This window comes from Bradyrhizobium genosp. SA-4 str. CB756 (assembly GCF_000473125.1).
GTDB classification, from domain to species: domain Bacteria; phylum Pseudomonadota; class Alphaproteobacteria; order Rhizobiales; family Xanthobacteraceae; genus Bradyrhizobium; species Bradyrhizobium arachidis.
On the sequence record NZ_KI421499.1, the window covers coordinates 5,127,266 to 5,144,804 of the forward strand.

The 17,539-nt window shown below is 65.2% G+C and carries 19 protein-coding genes; 6 read left to right on the top strand and 13 right to left on the bottom strand.

Annotation, left to right across the window (positions count from 1 at the left end):
• Positions 1-34 precede the first annotated feature (34 nt).
• Positions 35-319: a hypothetical protein gene (locus tag BRAGE_RS55985; RefSeq protein WP_027558463.1), complete on the bottom strand. Its 285-nt coding sequence runs from the start codon at positions 317-319 to the stop codon at positions 35-37.
• Between the two features lie 237 nt (positions 320-556).
• Between BRAGE_RS55985 and BRAGE_RS0124960 the strand changes: the two genes are divergently transcribed.
• Together BRAGE_RS0124960 and BRAGE_RS0124965 are read left to right on the top strand one after the other, a co-directional pair.
• Positions 557-1,036 carry a cupin domain-containing protein gene (locus BRAGE_RS0124960; RefSeq protein ID WP_027558462.1) on the top strand — a complete coding sequence of 160 codons (480 nt, stop codon included), beginning with the start codon at positions 557-559 and terminating at the stop codon, positions 1,034-1,036.
• Between the two features lie 162 nt (positions 1,037-1,198).
• Positions 1,199-2,401: an MFS transporter gene (locus BRAGE_RS0124965; RefSeq protein WP_027558461.1), complete on the top strand. Its 1,203-nt coding sequence runs from the start codon at positions 1,199-1,201 to the stop codon at positions 2,399-2,401.
• Here the strand turns inward: BRAGE_RS0124965 and ccoS are convergent.
• The 10 genes from ccoS to BRAGE_RS0125015 form a co-directional block, all read right to left on the bottom strand.
• Positions 2,398-2,562, bottom strand: a complete 165-nt coding sequence (ccoS, locus tag BRAGE_RS0124970; protein WP_027558460.1) for a cbb3-type cytochrome oxidase assembly protein CcoS — start codon at positions 2,560-2,562, stop codon at positions 2,398-2,400. The genes BRAGE_RS0124965 and ccoS overlap by 4 nt on opposite strands.
• Positions 2,562-4,754, bottom strand: coding sequence for a cation-translocating P-type ATPase (locus BRAGE_RS0124975; RefSeq protein ID WP_027558459.1), 2,193 nt, complete (start codon positions 4,752-4,754; stop codon positions 2,562-2,564). Before BRAGE_RS0124975 ends, ccoS begins: the two co-directional genes overlap by 1 nt.
• A gap of 11 nt (positions 4,755-4,765) precedes the next feature.
• Positions 4,766-5,251, bottom strand: a complete 486-nt coding sequence (locus BRAGE_RS0124980; RefSeq protein WP_027558458.1) for a FixH family protein — start codon at positions 5,249-5,251, stop codon at positions 4,766-4,768.
• A gap of 15 nt (positions 5,252-5,266) precedes the next feature.
• The gene (gene ccoG, locus BRAGE_RS0124985; RefSeq protein ID WP_027558457.1) at positions 5,267-6,733 is read right to left on the bottom strand and encodes a cytochrome c oxidase accessory protein CcoG; all 1,467 of its coding nucleotides are present in this window, start codon (positions 6,731-6,733) and stop codon (positions 5,267-5,269) included.
• A 126-nt stretch (positions 6,734-6,859) separates the two neighbouring features.
• Positions 6,860-7,735 (bottom strand): cytochrome-c oxidase, cbb3-type subunit III, encoded by an 876-nt coding sequence (ccoP, locus tag BRAGE_RS0124990; protein ID WP_027558456.1) that lies wholly within the window; start codon positions 7,733-7,735, stop codon positions 6,860-6,862.
• A 6-nt stretch (positions 7,736-7,741) separates the two neighbouring features.
• Complete coding sequence (locus BRAGE_RS0124995) at positions 7,742-7,906, bottom strand: CcoQ/FixQ family Cbb3-type cytochrome c oxidase assembly chaperone (protein WP_027558455.1); 165 nt, start codon at positions 7,904-7,906, stop codon at positions 7,742-7,744.
• A gap of 13 nt (positions 7,907-7,919) precedes the next feature.
• Positions 7,920-8,654 carry a cytochrome-c oxidase, cbb3-type subunit II gene (gene ccoO / locus BRAGE_RS0125000; RefSeq protein WP_027558454.1) on the bottom strand — a complete coding sequence of 245 codons (735 nt, stop codon included), beginning with the start codon at positions 8,652-8,654 and terminating at the stop codon, positions 7,920-7,922.
• Between the two features lie 10 nt (positions 8,655-8,664).
• Positions 8,665-10,314, bottom strand: a complete 1,650-nt coding sequence (gene ccoN / locus BRAGE_RS0125005; protein ID WP_035730034.1) for a cytochrome-c oxidase, cbb3-type subunit I — start codon at positions 10,312-10,314, stop codon at positions 8,665-8,667.
• Positions 10,315-10,716: 402 nt separating this feature from the next.
• Positions 10,717-11,142, bottom strand: coding sequence for a CBS domain-containing protein (locus BRAGE_RS0125010; RefSeq protein ID WP_027558452.1), 426 nt, complete (start codon positions 11,140-11,142; stop codon positions 10,717-10,719).
• Between the two features lie 25 nt (positions 11,143-11,167).
• Entirely contained in the window at positions 11,168-12,001 is an 834-nt protein-coding gene (locus BRAGE_RS0125015) for a universal stress protein (protein ID WP_027558451.1), read from the bottom strand.
• A 204-nt stretch (positions 12,002-12,205) separates the two neighbouring features.
• Between BRAGE_RS0125015 and fixL the strand changes: the two genes are divergently transcribed.
• The 4 genes from fixL (at position 12,206) to BRAGE_RS0125035 (ending at position 15,628) form a co-directional block, all read left to right on the top strand.
• On the top strand, positions 12,206-13,723 hold the full coding sequence (gene fixL, locus BRAGE_RS0125020; RefSeq protein WP_027558450.1) for a sensor protein FixL: 1,518 nt from the start codon (positions 12,206-12,208) through the stop codon (positions 13,721-13,723).
• Positions 13,724-13,726: 3 nt separating this feature from the next.
• The gene (gene fixJ / locus BRAGE_RS0125025; protein WP_027558449.1) at positions 13,727-14,344 is read left to right on the top strand and encodes a response regulator FixJ; all 618 of its coding nucleotides are present in this window, start codon (positions 13,727-13,729) and stop codon (positions 14,342-14,344) included.
• A 58-nt stretch (positions 14,345-14,402) separates the two neighbouring features.
• The gene (locus tag BRAGE_RS0125030; RefSeq protein ID WP_027558448.1) at positions 14,403-14,825 is read left to right on the top strand and encodes a response regulator; all 423 of its coding nucleotides are present in this window, start codon (positions 14,403-14,405) and stop codon (positions 14,823-14,825) included.
• Between the two features lie 104 nt (positions 14,826-14,929).
• Entirely contained in the window at positions 14,930-15,628 is a 699-nt protein-coding gene (locus BRAGE_RS0125035; RefSeq protein ID WP_027558447.1) for a helix-turn-helix domain-containing protein, read from the top strand.
• A 36-nt stretch (positions 15,629-15,664) separates the two neighbouring features.
• Here the strand turns inward: BRAGE_RS0125035 and BRAGE_RS0125040 are convergent, their stop codons facing one another.
• Positions 15,665-16,969: an MFS transporter gene (locus BRAGE_RS0125040; RefSeq protein ID WP_027558446.1), complete on the bottom strand. Its 1,305-nt coding sequence runs from the start codon at positions 16,967-16,969 to the stop codon at positions 15,665-15,667.
• Between the two features lie 23 nt (positions 16,970-16,992).
• On the bottom strand, positions 16,993-17,529 hold the full coding sequence (locus tag BRAGE_RS0125045) for a PRC-barrel domain-containing protein (protein ID WP_027558445.1): 537 nt from the start codon (positions 17,527-17,529) through the stop codon (positions 16,993-16,995).
• Positions 17,530-17,539 lie beyond the last annotated feature (10 nt).

A 17,539-nucleotide genomic window follows, 5' to 3' on the forward strand; every position in this document is an offset into this window, starting at 1 on the left:
CCCGCAAGGGGGCGGCCGCAACGCCGGGACCGGTTCAGTTCACGTAGAAATTGCCGGTCGGATCGAGCCGCCCCGAGGTCGAGTACAGCGTGCCGTTGTCCATGAAGAAGACGGTGTTCTCCGGCACTTTCTTCGCGTTCTTCATCATGGCCTCGTGGTTCTTCTCGGCCGGGGCCATGGCCATCGCCGACATCTTGCCGGGGCCGCCATAGACATAGGCCATACCGGCCTTGAAATCCCAGGTCGCCTCCGAGAAGGCCGATGTAGCGATCACCGCGAAGGCGGCGGTAAAGATCAGGGTCTTTGACACTTTCGTCATGAGATGCTCCTCCGGATTGACGTGAACGCCCGCCAATCGGGCGCACTGCCATCGGACGCCAGACACAGGAGAAGCGGAAATGCCGATGCCCAATCGGTTCGATAGCCGATGTGCATCAACATAGCGCCCAGCTATCGCATCGAGAGCAAGCCGGTATTTCAACATCGACGCGGCTTCGACGAAGCTCCTGCCATAGCCGGCAACCAGCGAGGTTGCGGCCAACACAGGAGACTTCCCATGTCTAGGCATCACGTAATGTCGCGCACGGTTTGGACAGGCCTCGCCGTTCTCGGATCGCTCACACTTGCGCAGCCGGTCCTCGCCGGCGAATGCCCGGCCGACAAGATCAAGCCGAATGCGCAGCAGATGGTCGACTACAAGCCCGTCGGCGTCACCGACGTCACGCTCGGCGCAATCGATCTCGGCAAGCAGCCGGCCCATATCGAGGGCCGCGAGCTGCGCTTTCGCAAGCTGACCATCGCGCCCGGCGGCATCGTGCCGTGGCACAGCCATGACGACCGCCCCGCCCTGATCTTCGTGCAGCAGGGCGAAATCGTCGAACACGCCTCCAACTGCATCGATCCGATCGTGCACAAGGCTGGCGACATTCGTCCCGAAGTCAACGGCACCTCGCATTGGTGGAAGAACCTCGGCAAGGAGACGGTCATTCTCTATGTCGGCGACGTCCGCAAGGATCCCAACGACCATCACATGTGATGGGTGCATTCCGGCCCCGTCATTCCGGGGCGATGCGCAGCATCGAACTACGGTGCGCAATTGCGCACCTGAGAATCTCGAGATTCCGGGTCTGGTGCTCCGGGCCGCTTTGCGGTCCCGTCCGCCCCAGCCCGGAATGACAGATCAACTGTGAGCCATGCCATGACCGATCTTTCCGCGTCGATCAAACCGGCCGCGATGACGATGGATGTGCATTCACCGGGCCTTGTGCTGCGCTCGCTCGTGATCGGCCTCACCGCATTCCTGACCGTCGTCGACCTCTTCGCGACGCAGGCGATCCTGCCCTCGCTGACGCGCCACTACGGCGTCACCCCTGCAGCAATGGGCTTCGCCGTCAATGCCAGCACCTTCGGCATGGCCATCGCGAGCCTCGTCGTCGGCTTCTTCAGCCCGCACATCAACCGTCGGGCCGGCATCCTGGTCAGCCTCCTGCTACTGGCAATCCCCACCAGCCTGCTGGCGTCCGCACCCAATCTTGCCGTCTTCACGGCCTTGCGGGTCGCGCAGGGCCTGTGCATGGCGTCTGCCTTTGCACTCACCCTCGCCTATCTCGGCGAGCAATGCAGCGCCATGGACGCCGGCGGCGCGTTTGCCGCCTACATCACCGGCAATGTCGCCAGCAACCTCTTTGGACGGCTGATCTCGGCGGCGCTCGCCGACGGCTTCGGCCTTGCCTGGAATTTCTATGTCTTCGCAGCGCTCAATCTGGCCGGCGCAGTACTGGTCTATTGCACCATCGGACGCGTGCGGCCGATGCATGCGATGATGCCGGCGGCTTCGCCGCTCGCCGCCATCATCGCGCATTGGCGCAACCCGCGGCTTCGCGCCGCCTTCGGCATCGGCTTCTGCATCCTGTTCGCGTTCATCGGTACCTTCACATTCGTCAATTTCGTGCTGGTGCGGCCCCCGCTGTCGCTGGGCATGATGGACCTCGGCCTCGTCTATTTCGTCTTCCTGCCGTCCGTCGTCACGACGCTTCTGGCCGGCAAGGTGGCCGCACGGCTGGGAACGCGGCCCACGATCTGGGGCGCGCTCGCTGTCGCCGGGCTTGGCCTGCCGCTGATGTTGACGTCGCATTTGGCCGAAGTGCTCGCCGGCATGGTTCTCGTCGGCGTCGGCACATTCTTCGCGCAGGCCGCAGCGACGGGCTTCGTCGGACAGGCCGCGACCGACAACCGCGGCATCGCCAGCGGGACCTATCTTGCGTGCTACTTCTGCGGCGGGCTGGTCGGTACGGCCGTGCTCGGGCGATTGTTCGACAGTTTCGGCTGGCACGCCTGCGTCGCGGGCGTCGGCGCGGCCCTCGCGCTGGCGGCCCTGCTCACCCTTGCCTTGAAGCGCTAGCGCTTGGCCGGCATTTCCGGCGGCTCGTCGTCTGCGATGGCGCGCCAGGCGGCGCCGTCGAGATCATCGTACTGGCCGCTTTTCAGCGACCAGAGGAAGGCGACGAGACCGGCTCCTCCAAGCATCAGGGCCAACGGGACCAGGATGACCAGGATCTCCATTACCCAAGCTCCCGCGAGGTGTTCCGGGCGCGCAGCGAGTTCAGCATCACCAGGATCGAGGATCCGCTCATGGCCGCCGCGGCGATGAGCGGCGTGACGATGCCGCTGATCGCGACCGGTACGGCGAGCACATTGTAACCGATCGCAAGCCAGAGGTTTTCTCGCATCAGATGCAGCGCCTTGCGCGACGCGTCGATGGCGGCCACCACAGGCGCCAGCGGCCGGCCGAGGAAGACGAGATCGGCGGTGGCCTGGCTGAGATGTGCGGCCGAGATCGGCGACATCGAGACATGGGCTGCCGCGAGCGACGGCGCATCGTTCATGCCGTCACCGACCATCAGCACCTTTGTGCCGCGCCGCTTCAATTCCTCGATCCGTGCGATCTTATCGGCCGGCGTCACGCCCGCGCGCCACTCGGGAATGCCGAGCGCATGCGCTGCTGCGACCACCGCCGGCTCACGGTCCCCGGAGAGGATCTCGATGCCGATGTTGCGCGCCTTCAGCGCCGCGATCACGGCCTGGGCATCTGGGCGCAGCCCTTGGCGCACCGAGAGGATGAATTTTTCGCTCCCTTTGCTGAATGCGACGATGGAGGCCTCGGGATCGAGATCGTCGGTCAAGCCGACAAGTCCCTCGGCGCCACAGAAGGACGGACGGCCGAGACGCAGCTCGACACCGTCCACGGTGGCGCGCACGCCCTGCCCGGCCTCTTCAACGGCACCGACGATCGGCGACCTCGCGCCTGCAGCCTGCGCCACCGCGGCCGCCACGGGATGATGGCTCGACAGTGCAAGCCGGCCGGCGAGCTCGAAGATGCCGGCGGGGATATCGGCCGCGTTGGTCACTTCGAGATCAGGCAGCGTCAGTGTGCCGGTCTTGTCGAAGATGACGTGGTCGGCCTCGGCAAGGCGCTCGATCGCATCGCCGGCATTGAGCAGAACGCCGGACTTGAACATCGTGCCCGCGGCCACCGTCTGCACGGTGGGGATCGCAAGACCGAGCGCACAGGGGCAGGTGATGATCAGCACCGCAACGCCGGTCACGATCGCATCGTGCCACGACGCGCCGGCGACAACCCAGCCGAGGATCGTGACCAGCGCGGTCGCATGCACCACCGGCGCGTAGAGCCGCGAGGCGCGGTCGGCGAGCCGCATGTAGCGCGAGCGCGCGGCCAGCGCGTTGTCGAGCAGCCGCGTGATCTCGGCGAGCAGCGTCGCTTCCGACGCCGCCGAGACCCGCACCCGCAGCGTGCCGGAGATGTTCATCGATCCCGCATAGACCGGCGTGTCCTGCTCCGCCGTGACGTAGAGCGTCTCGCCGGTGATCAGGCTCTGGTCGATCTCGGACCGTCCCTCGATCACCGTGCCGTCGACCGCGCAGCGCTCGCCGGGCCGCAGCAGCACGATGTCGCCGGGATGGATCGCGGCGATCGGCACCTGGGAGATCTCATCGGGCCCGATGAACTTCGCCGCGGTCTCGGCCTTCAGCGCAGCGAGATTGCCGGCGACCGCACGGGTACGCCGCCGCATGTTCTGGTCGAGGAAGCGGCCGACCAAGAGGAAGGTCAGCAGCATGATCGCCGCGTCGAAATAGGCATGCTCGGCGTGGTGGATGGTCTCGACCACGGACATGCCGAGCGCAAGGCACACGCCGATCGAGATCGGCACGTCCATGTTGGTGGTCTTGTTCGACAGCGCGCGCCAGGCCGAGCGGAAGAACGGCTGGCCGGCATAGGCCGCCGCCGGCAGCGCGATCAGCGCCGACAGCCAGTGAAAGAAGTCGCGCTGCTCCGGCAGCATGTCCGAGACGTTGCCCGACCACACCGGGATCGACAGCATCATCACGTTCATGGTGGCGAAGGCTGCGACGCCGAGGCAGCGCAGCAGGAAGCGGGATTCGGCAACCTCGGCCTCTTCCGCGCTTTCGGTCTCGAAAGGATAAGCCTTGTAGCCAAGCTCCTCGAGGCGATCGATGAAGCGGGCGGGATCGAGCGTGCCCTGCTTCCACTCCAGCGCGACGCGGCGGTCGGTGAGGTTCACGCGCGCCAATGTGACGTCGGGGATGGCCGACAGTCCGCGCTCGATCTTGGCCATGCAGCCGGCGCAGTGAACGCCCTCGACGGCGAGATCGATGTGCTTGATCCCCTCGCCCGCGGTGCGGACATAATGCGAAAAATCCCGCGTGACCTGCATGACCATGTCCCTCAGTTCAGGATCACGCGATTGCGCGACATGAACACGCGCGTGCCGCGCGCCTCGCCCTCGATCACGAGATCCCACTGGCCGGGCGCAACGGCGGCGACATTGCCGCGATAGATGCCGATGCCGGCTTCAGGAAGCTCGACGGCGAGATCGGCGCGCTTGTCGGTCGGCCGCTCCAGCCGTCCGCCGAATTTCAGGCCGCTCACCGGCTGGCCCTTCGCGTCACGCGCATCGACCTGAAGCGTGGCACCGCCATCGGCGCGGCGCTCGATGTGAGCGCTGACCTGCCAATTTCGCGCGGCTTGGTCATGAGCTGCCGAGATCTCGCGATCGTAGGTGAGACCCGCGGCATAGGGACTGTCGACGTCGGTGCCGGGCAGCGTCGCGATCGCGAGCTTCATCATGGTGACGTTGACGCCGATCACGAGGCCGAAGAAGGCGACCAGCATCAGGAACACCTTCGTTCCAGTCAGCGGCTTGGCGGCCATGGCAGTCTCCTGAACTTACGGCGCGACAAAGTTGTCGGTTGTGGTCGCGACCTCGCCGAGGCCGATGTCGGTGACGTGGAAGCGCACGGGGATCGACTTCTCCGGATTGCTCTCCGCCGGCGCGGTGACCAGCAGGCGCAGCTCGCTGGTGGAGTCGCGCGGGATCACGATCATCGGCCGATCAGGCGTCACGGAATCGATGCCGACCACATGCGTGGTCAGGTTGGCCGGGCCATCCGCATCGATCGCGACGAGGCGGTCGTAGCCGCTCTTGTTGAGCAGCCGCACCGTATAGGCGTTGCGGATCGAGCCGTCGCTGAGCCTGACCGCGACCGGGTTGCGATCGTGCAGCACGTTGACGTCGAGCAGGCTGCGGGTCGCCAGCGTATAGATCATGAAGCCGCCGATGACCGCGATGATCGCGCTGTAGACGACGGTACGGGGCCGGACGATGCGGTAGACCGGCGCCTTGCCTTCCTGGCGGCGCTGGATGTTGATGTCGTTGTCATAGCCGATCAGCCGCTTCGGCCGGCCGATCTTGGTCATCACGTTGTCGCAGGCGTCGATGCAGAGCCCGCACTGGATGCATTCCATCTGCGGTCCGTTGCGGATGTCGATGCCGGTCGGGCAGACCGCGACGCATTGATAGCAGTCGACGCAGTCGCCGACATGCTCTCCGAGCGCCCGCACCTCGGCCGCCTTCTTCACCGACGTGCGCTTCTCGCCGCGATCGTAGCGATAGGTGACGTTGAGCGCCCATTCGTCGGTGAGCGCGGCCTGGATGCGCGGCCACGGGCACATATAGGTGCAGACCTGCTCGCGCATGAAGCCGGCGAGCACGTAGGTCGTCGCGGTCAGGATGGCGATCCAGATATAGGCGATCATCGGCGCCTGGAAGGTGACGAGCTCCTTCACCAGCGTCGGCGCGTCGTTGAAATAGAGCACCCAGGCGCCGCCGGTCCACCAGGCGATCATCAGCCAGATCGAATGCTTGAGCACGATCTCGGAGATGCGCTCCAGCTTCATCGGATCGGACGACTTGTCCTTCCTCATCCGCTCGCGCCGATCGCCCTCGACGAGGCGCTCGACCGCGTAGAACAGATCGGTCCACACGGTTTGTGGACAGAGATAGCCGCACCAGATGCGGCCGCCGACCGAGTTCATCAGGAACAGCGCCACCGCAGCGACGATCAGGAGGCCGGTAAAGTAATAGACCTCCTGCGGCCACAGCTCGATGAAGAAGAAATAGAAGCGGCTGTTGGGCAGATCGATCAGCACCGCCTGGCTAGGCGCACCGAGACCGCGATTCCAGCGCACGAAGGGCAGGAAGTAGTAGACGCCGAGGCAGAACGCCATCAGGCCCCACTTGATCCGGCGGAAGGTGCCATGGACGCTCTGGGGATAGACCTTCTTGCGGGCCGCGTAGAGCGGCCCGTAATCGTCGTCCGATGTGAGCTCGTTCGGGTTCACGGTCTTGTTCATCGCTAAAGGCGTCTCGAAAAGGTGCGATCAAACCTAGACCCGACGCCGCCGCGTCGGTTGATCCAGCTCAAGCGGGGGCACTTTTGTTCACTCTGCTTGCGCGACTAAGGCTTGAGACTCGACGAGCTACTTTCCGCCGCCCAGCGAGTGGACGTAGACCGCCATCGCCTTGAGGGTGGCGGAGTCGAGCCGTCCTTCCCAGGCCGGCATGACGCCGGCGCGTCCCTGGCTGATGGTCTCGATCAGGGTCGCCTCGTCCGAGCCGTAGAGCCAGATCTTGTCGGTCAGGTTCGGTGCGCCCATCTCCGGGTTGCCCTTGCCGCCGTCGCCATGGCAGGCGACGCAATTCTCCGCAAAGATCTTCTCGCCCTTGGCGGCGTCAAAACCCTTGCCGGTCGACAGGCCCGACAGCGAGCGTACGTAGTTGGCGACCGTGACGATCTCGTCCGGCTTGAGCACGCCGTCCTTGCCGAAGGCGAGCATCTGGCCCTCATGCGTCTTGGCATGGCCGGAGCGCGCGCCGAACTGGATGGTCTGCATGATCTGCTCGAGCGTGCCGCCCCACAGCCAGTCGTCGTCGTTCAGGTTCGGAAACCCCTTGGCGCCGGCGCCGCCTGAGCCGTGGCACGGCGCGCAATTGTCGCCGAACACGGTCCTGCCCTTGGCGCGGGCGAGCGCCAGCAGAGCCGGATCCCTCTCGATGTCGGCGAGCGGCGCCGCCGCCAACGCCGCCATCTTCTCACCGCGCAGCGCCTCGAGATTGGCGAGCTCCACCGCGAGGCTCGCACGCGTCGAGTAGCCGAGCAGCCCGGTGGTGTTGCTGGAGATCAGCGGCCAGGCCGGATAGACGATCCAGTAGCCGATCGCCCAGATGATGGTGAGGTAGAAGGAGATCACCCACCAGCGCGGCAGCGGCGTGTTGAGCTCCTTGATGCCGTCCCACTCATGTCCGGTCGTGGACTTGCCGGTGACGGAATCGATGTCGCCATGATGATCGGTCATGATCTCTTACTCCTCCCGCAACGGCAGGCGTGCCGCTTCGTCGAACGCGGCCTTGTTGCGGGGCCAGAATGCGTAGGCGATGATCGCGAGAAAGATCGCGACGAACACCGGCGTCCAGATCGTCGTGACGAGACCAGACGCGAGATTGTCGAGTGTCAGGATGGCTTTCATCGGTGATGCCTTCTCAGCGAAGATTGGCTTTCTCGTTGTAGAGCTTGAAGTCGACCAGCGTGCCGAGCATCTGCAAGTAAGCGATCAGCGCGTCCATCTCGGTCGGCGTGCCCGCCTTGCCGTCGAAATTGCGCACCGCGGCCTTGGCGTAGCGCTTGGTGAAGGCGTCGGTGCCGGCATTGTCAGGATCGGCCTGCGCCTTCAGGTCGGCGCCAGCGTTCGCGATCTGGTCGTCGGTGTAGGGCGTGCCGACGGCCTTGAGCGTCTTCATGTGGTCGGCGATCGTATCAGGGTCGACTTCGGTCTGACTGAGGAAGGGATAGCCCGGCATCACCGACTGCGGCACGATCGCGCGCGGATTGGCCAGATGGGTGACGTGCCAGTCGTCGGAATATTTGGCGCCGACGCGGGCAAGATCGGGACCCGTGCGCTTCGAGCCCCACTGGAACGGATGATCGTACATGCTTTCGGCGGCGAGCGAAAAGTGGCCGTAGCGCTCGACCTCGTCGCGCAAGGGACGGATCATCTGCGAATGGCAGAGATAGCAGCCCTCGCGGACATAGACGTTGCGGCCCGCGAGCTCCAGCGGCGTGTACGGCCTGACGCCGTCGACCGCCTCGATCGTGCTCTTGAGGTAGAACAGCGGCGTGATCTCGACGAGCCCGCCGATCGCGATCACCAGCAAAATGCCGACGATCAGGACGATCGAGTTCTTTTCGAAGATTTGGTGGCGTGTCCAGAACGACATGGAAGGCTCCTCATTCCGCCGGCTGGAGCGCGACGGGCATCTGGACTTGCTGCTCGCCTGCGCGAACGGTCATCCAGAGATTGTAGGCCATGATCAGCGCTCCGATCAGGAACAGCCCGCCGCCGGCAGCGCGGATGATGTAGAAGGGATGCATCGCCTCGACGGTCTCGATGAAGGAATATTCGAGGAAGCCGAGCGAGGTGTAGGCGCGCCACATCAGGCCCTGGAGGATGCCGGAGACCCACATCGCCGAGATGTAGAGAACGATGCCGAGGGTCGCGATCCAGAAGTGCCAGTTGACGAGCTTGAGGCTGTAGAGGCCCTTGCGATTCCAGGCCCATGGCACCAGGCAATAGAGCGCGCCGAAGGAGACGAAGCCGACCCAGCCGAGCGCGCCGGAATGCACATGGCCGATGGTCCAGTCGGTGTAGTGGCTGAGCGAGTTCACCACCTTGATCGACATCATCGGGCCTTCGAAGGTCGACATGCCGTAGAAGGCGACGGAGACGACCAGCATGCGCAGCACGGGATCGGTGCGCAGCTTGTCCCAGGCGCCCGACAGGGTCATCAGGCCGTTGATCATGCCGCCCCAGGACGGCATCCACAGCATGATCGAGAAGGTCATGCCGAGCGTCTGCGTCCAGTCGGGCAGCGCCGTGTAGTGCAGATGGTGGGGACCGGCCCAGATGTAGAGGAAGATCAGCGCCCAGAAGTGGATGATCGAGAGCCGATAGGAATAGATCGGCCGCTCGGCGCGCTTGGGAATGAAGTAGTACATGATGGCGAGGAAGCCGGCGGTCAGGAAGAAGCCAACCGCGTTATGGCCGTACCACCACTGGAACATCGCATCCTGGATGCCGCCCCACGCAACGTACGACTTCGAGCCGAACACAGAGACCGGAAGGGCCGGATTGTTGCCGAGATGCAGCACGGCGATCGTCACGATGAAGGCGAGATAGAACCAGTTCGCGACGAAGATGTGCGGCTCCTTGCGCTTGATGATGGTGACAAGGAACACCAGCAGGTAGACCACCCAGACGATGGTCAGCCAGAGATCGGCATACCATTCCGGCTCGGCATATTCCTTCGACTGGGTGACGCCGAGCAGATAGCCGGTGCCGGCGACCAGGATGAAATAGTTGTAGCCGAGCACGACGAACCAGGGCGCGAGATCGCCGGCAAGGCGCGCGCGGCAGGACTTCTGCACGACGTAGAACGACGTGCCGATCAGCACGTTGCCGCCGAAGGCGAAAATGACCGCCGAGGTGTGCAGCGGCCGCAGGCGGCCGAAGCTGGTCCAGGGCAGGTCGAAATTCAGCGCCGGCCAGGCCAGCTGCGAGGCGATGATGAGACCGACGAGGAAGCCCGCGATGCCCCAGAACATCGCCATGACGGCGGTGAACTTGATCGGGCCCATGTTGTAGTTGGGGCGCCCGTTGATCTCCGCCGGCGGCAGCTCCGCCGGGCGATCGAAGTAGCGGTTGATGATCACGAACACCGCGGCGAGGCTCGCCGCCGCGCTCAGCGCGGCATGAAAAGCGAAGGGCGCATCGAGCGCCTTGGCCGAGGCGATCACGCAGAGGAAGGCGGTGACTGCGAACGCGACAGCCAGTCCGCTTTCACCTGATGTCATGGATTTTGAGATGGAGGGCTGGCTCATCGCGGATTCTCTTTCGAAAGAACACGGAGCCAGAAACCACATTCACCCTCGCGGGGAATTGATTGAAATCAAGACGGGCGTTTTGGTTCGTCGTAGGTGGCAAACATTTTTGGGAGCTCCCGTATTTCTGCGGAGCCGCCGGTTGAAGTGCCCTCTCCTTTCATGTCCGTCGAAGCCTTTGCGGCGGATTCGGGAGAGGCAGCGATCACGGTGCGGTAGACTTACTTGGGTGAGGAGTCTGGCTCCGCGAATCCAGTATCGTAGGGTGGGCAAAGGCGCACTTGCGCCGTGCCCACGATTTGTCGAACACGCGACAGGATGGTGGGCACGCTTCGCTTTGCCCACCCTACGATATCTGTGATCGCGGATAGATACCCCTCATCCGGTGCTTCGCGGAAGGACTCACTCCCTCGCCGTCGCCTTCAGCGCGGCGATGACATCCTCGCGGGCGATGATTCCGGCGAGCTTCTGCGCGCCGTCGAGCACGATGATGCTGCGGATGCGGTGTTCGACCATGATCTGGAGCACGCGCGTCAGCCGCGTGTCGGGGCTGACATAGATGAACTCCGGTGTCATGACGTCGCCGATCCTCCGGCTCATCAGGTCGTGATAGCGCGGCAGCATCTGGTTCGGAGTGAACGCAAAGCATTTCAGGATGTCGAACTTGGTGACGATGCCGACCACCTGCCCGTCGTCCTCGACCGGATAGGAGTTGAAGTCATCGGTCTCGAACATTTCGCTGAGCGCGAGCAGGTCCTGGTCGCGCCGCACCGTCTTGACCTTGCGCGTCATGTAGCCACTGGCTGTCTCCTCGAGAAACTTGTACACGGCGCGTCCTCCTCGAATGGTTCAGTCAGTGCGACAGCAGCACGCAGCGCACCGACTGCGTGACCAGGTGCTCGGTGACGCCGCCGAGGATCAGCTCGCGAAAGCGCGAATGACCATAGGCGCCCGCGACGATCAGGCCGGCGCCGACATCGCCGGCGACCTGCTCCAATTGCGCGGCAGCAGAATCGTTCCGCACCGCCTCTGTGATGCGCGCGCTCGCGGTGATGCCGTGACGGGCGAGCCAAGCGGCGACATCGGTGACGCCGGCCATCACCGCCGAGCGGTCGTCGTCGCGCTCCGGAATCTCGACAACGGTGACGTCACTCGCCTTGCGCAGCATCGGCAGCGCGTTGGCCACTGCACGGCGCGACTCCGGCGTGTCCTTCCAGGCCACCAGCACGCTGCGCAGATCGAGCCAGTTGACCTTGTCGGGGACGACGAGGAGCGGGCGGCCGGCCTGCATCACCAGATCCTTGGGGCTAGCTAGCGCGAACGCGTCGGGGAAGGCCGGGCCGTACCCGCCGCTGACGATGATGTCGGCGCAGCGCGCCTGCGCCAGCACGAATCGCGCCGGAAAATCCAGGGCGCTGCGCCACTCCGCCCGGCCGCCGCGCGCTTTCGTGGCGCTGCGGAACTGGGCTTCCAGATCGGCAAGGCGCTTCCTGATGGAGGCTTGCTCCTGATCGATCAGGCTCTGGGCCTCAGCGCCGTCGGTGAAATAGAGCGGCGGCGCATACTGCCCCGCGGCGACGCCGATGATGGCCGCCTCGAATCGCTCGGCGAGCTCGCCCGCGACCTGAAGACGCGCCTCGTTGGACTGATCGAGCGCCAGGCTGACCATCACGGTCGCGTATGTCATGGGGTGTCTCCGCACAGAAGGAACTGCCGCGGAATCTAGCCGCGCCAGCGCGCGGCATGATGAGGTAGATCAAACCGCCGAGCACCGGCTTGCGGCAAATCCGCCAATGGAATCAGACATCCGAACTTGCCTCTCGCCCGCCCATGGGCGAAATTGCGGCCATGTTCGCGGCATAGTCCGCCGCGCCAGAATGGGAGCCATCGATTGTCGCCGACCCGCGTAACGCATCCGTCAGACGACAGTCGGGGCGAGCATTTCCGGGTCCGGATCGAGGGGTTCGGCGTCGGCACCTGGGATCTCGACCTCACGACGCGGGAGCTGGAGTGGTCCGAAACCGCGCGGATGCTGCTCGGTATCGGGCGCGGCCAGCCGGCCAGCTACGACCTCTTGCTCTCCCGCCTCGAGCCCGAGGACCGCGCCCGCGTCGAGGACGCGATCAGGCAGGTCATCGAGCATGGCGGCGGCTTCGACGTCTCCTTCAAAATTTCCGGCAATGCCGACCGCGGCAAATGGCTCAGGGCCCGCGCCGGCCTGATCCGCGACGATGCCGGCGTCGCCCGCCATCTCAGCGGCATCCTGCTCGACATCGACGAGGAGAAGCAGGTCGAGGAAGCCCTGCGCACGCGCGAGAATCACCTCCGCTCCATCCTGCACACCATTCCCGACGCCATGATCGTGATCGATGGCCACGGCATCATGCAGCTGTTCAGCACGGCCGCGGAGCGCCTGTTCGGCTGGTCGGAGCAGGAGGCGATCGGCCAGAACGTCAGCATCCTGATGCCGGAGCCGGACCGCACCCGTCACGACAGCTACATCGCGCGCTATCGCTCGACCAATGATCCGCACATCATCGGCATCGGCCGCATCGTCACCGGCAAGCGCCGCGACGGCACGACGTTCCCGATGCATCTGTCGATCGGCGAGATGCAGTCCGGCGGCGAGCCCTATTTCACCGGCTTCGTCCGCGACCTCACCGAGCACCAGAAGACCCAGGCGCGGCTGCAGGAGTTGCAGTCCGAGCTCGTCCACGTCTCGCGGCTCACCGCGATGGGCGAGATGGCCTCCGCCCTCGCGCACGAGATCAACCAGCCGCTGGCGGCGATCAGCAATTACATGAAGGGATCGCGGCGGCTGCTCGCCGGCAGCACGGATCCCAACACGCCGAAGATCGAGAGCGCGCTGGACCGCGCCTCGGAGCAGGCCTTGCGTGCCGGCCAGATCATCCGCCGCCTGCGCGACTTCGTCTCCCGCGGCGAGTCCGAGAAGCGGGTCGAGAGCCTGTCCAAGCTGATCGAGGAGGCCGGCGCGCTCGGGCTCGCCGGCGCGCGCGAGCAGAACGTGCAGCTCCGCTTCAGCCTCGATCCCGATGCCGATCTCGTCCTCGCCGACCGCGTGCAGATCCAGCAGGTGCTGGTCAATCTGTTCCGCAATGCGCTGGAGGCGATGGCGCAATCCGGGCGGCGCGAGCTCGTCGTCGCCAACAAGCGCGTCGCCGACGACATGATCGAAGTGGAAGTCTCCGACACCGGCTCCGGCTTCCAGGACGACGTCATTCCAAACCTGTTCCAGACCTTCTTCACCACCAAAGACACCGGCATGGGCGTCGGACTGTCCATCAGCCGCTCGATCATCGAGGCTCACGGCGGGCGCATGTGGGCCGAGAGCAACGCATCGAGCGGCGCGACATTCCGCTTCACCCTGCCGGCAGCCGACGAGACCTGAGCTATGACGACCAAGGGACATGTCTACGTCATCGACGATGACGCCGCGATGCGGGACTCGCTGAACTTCCTGCTGGACTCCTCCGGCTTCGGCGTAACGCTGTTCGAGGACGCGCAGAGCTTCCTCGACGCCCTGCCCGGCCTTGCCTTCGGCTGCGTCGTGTCCGACGTGCGCATGCCGGGCCTCGACGGCATCGAGCTTCTCAAGCGGATGAAGGCGCAGGCCAGCCCGTTCCCGATCCTGATCATGACCGGCCATGGCGACGTGCCGCTCGCGGTCGAGGCGATGAAGCTCGGAGCCGTCGACTTTCTCGAAAAACCCTTCGAGGACGATCGCCTCACCACGATGATCGAGACTGCGATCCGCCAGGCCGAGCCGGCGGCCAAGAACGAGACGATCGCGCAGGACATCGCCGCCCGCGTCGCTTCCCTCAGCCCCAGGGAGCGCCAGGTCATGGAGGGCCTGATCGCCGGCCTCTCCAACAAGCTGATCGCCAGGGAATACGACATCAGCCCGCGCACCATCGAGGTCTACCGCGCCAATGTCATGACCAAGATGCAGGCGGGCAGCCTGTCGGAACTGGTCCGGCTGGCGATGCGCGCCGGCATGCTGAAGGATTGAGGCAAACCGGATTGAGGCAAGTCAATCTGCGCGGCTCAGGCTGTGCTAGCCAGACGCGATGATCGAGATCGGCTCGCACCCCCAGCGGCTTCCCATGGCGCCCTCGGCAAAACCCGTCGTCTATGTCGTCGACGACGATGCCGCCGTGCTGGGATCGCTGCGATTCCTGCTCGAAACCGACGGCTTCGACGTGCGGACCTTCAGGAACGCCACGGCGCTGCTGAATGCCGCCAGCGAGCCCGGCGCCGACTGCTACGTGATCGACTACAAGATGCCGGACATCAACGGCATCGAGCTCGCCGGCCGCCTCCGCCAGTTCGACGAAGGCACGCCGGTCATACTCATCACCGGCTATCCCGACGGAAATATCTCGGCCCGCGCGGCCGCCGCGGGCGTCAAGGACGTGATCTTGAAGCCGCTTCTCGACGAAAACCTGGTCAAGCGCATCCGTGGTGCGATCCAGGAACGGCGCCGGAATTGACCTTACGGGATTCTACGTAGGTAAACCTCCTTAAGATAACGCGCGAAATTTCCGGATTGCGCAAACCCGCGTAGCAATGCTCCATCACAACGGAGATGGCGCAGATGCTGACCCAGACGCTCGACACCCAGGCGATCAACACGCAACTTCGTGGCAAGATTGCCCCTGCCCATCCTGTCTCCGACCAGTTCGGCGCGATCACCGGCCATGTCGGCCTCGTCGCCACCGAGTTCTCCTACCGCAAGGACGAAGAGATCTACGGTGAGGACGAGCCGTCCGAATATGTCTACCAGGTCGTGTCGGGCGCCGTGCGCAGCTACAAGCTTCTCTCCGACGGCCGCCGCCAGATCGGTGCCTTCCATCTTCCCGGCGACGTGTTCGGCCTCGAATCCGGCCCGACCCACCGTCTCGCCGCCGAAGCCATCATCGACACCAATGTCCGCCTCGTGAAGCGCGCCAGCCTGGAGAAGGCCGCCGGCACGGACGTGCAGGTCGCCCGCAAGCTCTGGGCCATGACCGCCGGCGAGCTCCGCCACGCCGAAGACCACATGCTGCTGCTCGGCCGCAAGACCGCGATGGAGCGTGTCGCGACCTTCCTGCTCGAAATGGACCGCCGCCTCGCGGTCGCCGGCATGATGGCGCTGCCCATGTGCCGCCGCGATATCGGCGACTATCTTGGCCTCACCCTTGAGACCGTGTCGCGCGCGCTGTCCCAGCTCCACGCCCAAGGCATTCTCGGTTTCTCCGGCGCCCGCCAGATCGTGCTGCGCAACAGGGCGCGCCTGCACAATCTCGACGCCTGACTTTTCCTCCCCACTGACTTGGCCGGCTGATGTCGTTCAGCCGGCCATTTCTTTTGGCGCAAGCCGCCGGGTCTCCGGCATCACCAGCAGGATCAGCAACAGCCCCGTCGCGGCGATGCCGGACAGCCCGATGAACGCGGTGGCGTTGCCGAACTTGTCGCTGACATAGCCGCCCAGCGCAGTGCTCAGCGACGCGCCGATGCCGGTCGCGGTGCCGACGATTCCCTGTGCCAGATTGAAGTGTCCGCTGCCGAAGGCGACGTCGGCCACGATCAGCGGAATCATCACCGCGAACACCGCCGCCGTGATGCCGTCGAACACCTGCACCGCGACCAGCAGATAGGGATCACGCACCGTGGCGAACAACAGACCGCGGATCGTCAGCGCGCCGAACCCGATCAGCAGCAGCGGCCGGCGGCCCCAGAGTTGCGCCTTGCGCCCGACCGTCGGCGACAGCAGCGCCACGATCGCCTGGGGCACGACGATGCAAAAGGCAACGAGCACCGTTGCCCACTGGCTCGACCTGGCCGTCACTGCGCTCGCCATCAGCGGCATCATCGAGGCGTTCGCGAGCTGTAACAGCAGCACGCTCAGCGCAAACACGATCAGCGGCCGCTGCCTGATCAGGTGCCAGATATTGGTGTCGCCCGGCACCGGCGCCTCGCGCGGCATCTCGCCGTGGCAGCGCGCGATGTCGACCTCCTCCTCCCGGATCCGCGACAGCGCGATCAGGGTCGGGATCGCCAGCAAGAAAGTGACCAGGAACACCGAGCGGCTCGACAACAGATAACCGGCGGTGCCCATCACGGCGGCCGCGACGCCGTTACCGAGCGAGGCGAAGCGCGCATTGCGCCCGAGCCGCTCGCCGATCGCGAGTGGCCCGACGAGGCCGAGGCTGATCGCCGCGATTGCAGGTCCCAGCACGCAGCTCGCCGCCGCATGCAGTGTCGCCGCCGTCACCACCACGGGGAAGATCGGCATCGCCGCATAAGCGAGCGCGCAGAAGCCGATGGTCACGATCGCAAGGGCCGCGACCAGCCGCTCGGATTTCGCGGCATCGATGATGGCGCCGCCCGGCATCTGCCCGATCAGGGCGACGATGCCGCCGATCGAGAGCACGAGGCCGATCTCGACCTGGGTCCATTTCTGCGTCGTCAGGTACACCGCGATGAAGGGACCGAACCCGGTCTGCACGTCGGCAAGGAAGAAGATGAACCAGTCGAGACCGCGCAGGCTCTGGCGCGACGGCGCCGGAATGGGCGCAAGCCGCAGCGCTGCGGCGTTGTTCTGTTCAACGTGGCCGCCGCGATCCGCATGGTTCGGCTTCCTCGACAACAGCACAGGCAGTCAGCCCTCCCCGCGTCTCACTGGATGGCTTGCAGCGGTTGAAGACTGCCGGACGCGCCGAGCACGACCATCGGCGTGTCTTCCTTGTATTCCGGCGCGGCAGCGACCTGAGCCTTGGTCAGCTCCAGCGTGATGCTGTCCTTCTTGTTGGTGATCTTGCCGAAATGAAGCGCGTTCCAGTCCACCACGATCTTGCGGCTGCCGACGCCCAGGAAGCCGCCAAAATCGATCACGGCGGCGCGCACATGGCCGGTGCGGTCGACGATGATGTCGACGATGCGGCCCATGCCCTCGTCGGCGGCGCTGCGCACGTCGCGGCCGAGCACGCCATGCGCATCGCTCGCGCCGATGATGGTCACCGAGGGCGGCGGCGCGGCATCCTTCGGCGTCACCGGCACCGTCGAGGCCGGCGGCTGCGCAGCCGCCGGCGCATTGGCTTCACTTGGCGGCGAGGTTGGGGCCGCCGCAGGCGGCTCCTCCGCGGCACGCGACATTGCGACCGTCAGGCCGGCGACGATCGCCACGCTCAAGACCAGCCATCGGACAGCACGCATGGACCCTCCT

Coding starts and splice junctions, on each gene's coding strand:
- BRAGE_RS55985 (WP_027558463.1), bottom strand. CDS start 319: ATGACGAAAGTGTCAAAGACCCTGATCTTTACCGCCGCCTTCGCGGTG.
- BRAGE_RS0124960 (WP_027558462.1), top strand. CDS start 557: ATGTCTAGGCATCACGTAATGTCGCGCACGGTTTGGACAGGCCTCGCC.
- BRAGE_RS0124965 (WP_027558461.1), top strand. CDS start 1,199: ATGACCGATCTTTCCGCGTCGATCAAACCGGCCGCGATGACGATGGAT.
- ccoS (WP_027558460.1), bottom strand. CDS start 2,562: ATGGAGATCCTGGTCATCCTGGTCCCGTTGGCCCTGATGCTTGGAGGA.
- BRAGE_RS0124975 (WP_027558459.1), bottom strand. CDS start 4,754: ATGCAGGTCACGCGGGATTTTTCGCATTATGTCCGCACCGCGGGCGAG.
- BRAGE_RS0124980 (WP_027558458.1), bottom strand. CDS start 5,251: ATGGCCGCCAAGCCGCTGACTGGAACGAAGGTGTTCCTGATGCTGGTC.
- ccoG (WP_027558457.1), bottom strand. CDS start 6,733: ATGAACAAGACCGTGAACCCGAACGAGCTCACATCGGACGACGATTAC.
- ccoP (WP_027558456.1), bottom strand. CDS start 7,735: ATGACCGATCATCATGGCGACATCGATTCCGTCACCGGCAAGTCCACG.
- BRAGE_RS0124995 (WP_027558455.1), bottom strand. CDS start 7,906: ATGAAAGCCATCCTGACACTCGACAATCTCGCGTCTGGTCTCGTCACG.
- ccoO (WP_027558454.1), bottom strand. CDS start 8,654: ATGTCGTTCTGGACACGCCACCAAATCTTCGAAAAGAACTCGATCGTC.
- ccoN (WP_035730034.1), bottom strand. CDS start 10,314: ATGAGCCAGCCCTCCATCTCAAAATCCATGACATCAGGTGAAAGCGGA.
- BRAGE_RS0125015 (WP_027558451.1), bottom strand. CDS start 12,001: ATGACATACGCGACCGTGATGGTCAGCCTGGCGCTCGATCAGTCCAAC.
- fixJ (WP_027558449.1), top strand. CDS start 13,727: ATGACGACCAAGGGACATGTCTACGTCATCGACGATGACGCCGCGATG.
- BRAGE_RS0125030 (WP_027558448.1), top strand. CDS start 14,403: ATGATCGAGATCGGCTCGCACCCCCAGCGGCTTCCCATGGCGCCCTCG.
- BRAGE_RS0125035 (WP_027558447.1), top strand. CDS start 14,930: ATGCTGACCCAGACGCTCGACACCCAGGCGATCAACACGCAACTTCGT.
- BRAGE_RS0125045 (WP_027558445.1), bottom strand. CDS start 17,529: ATGCGTGCTGTCCGATGGCTGGTCTTGAGCGTGGCGATCGTCGCCGGC.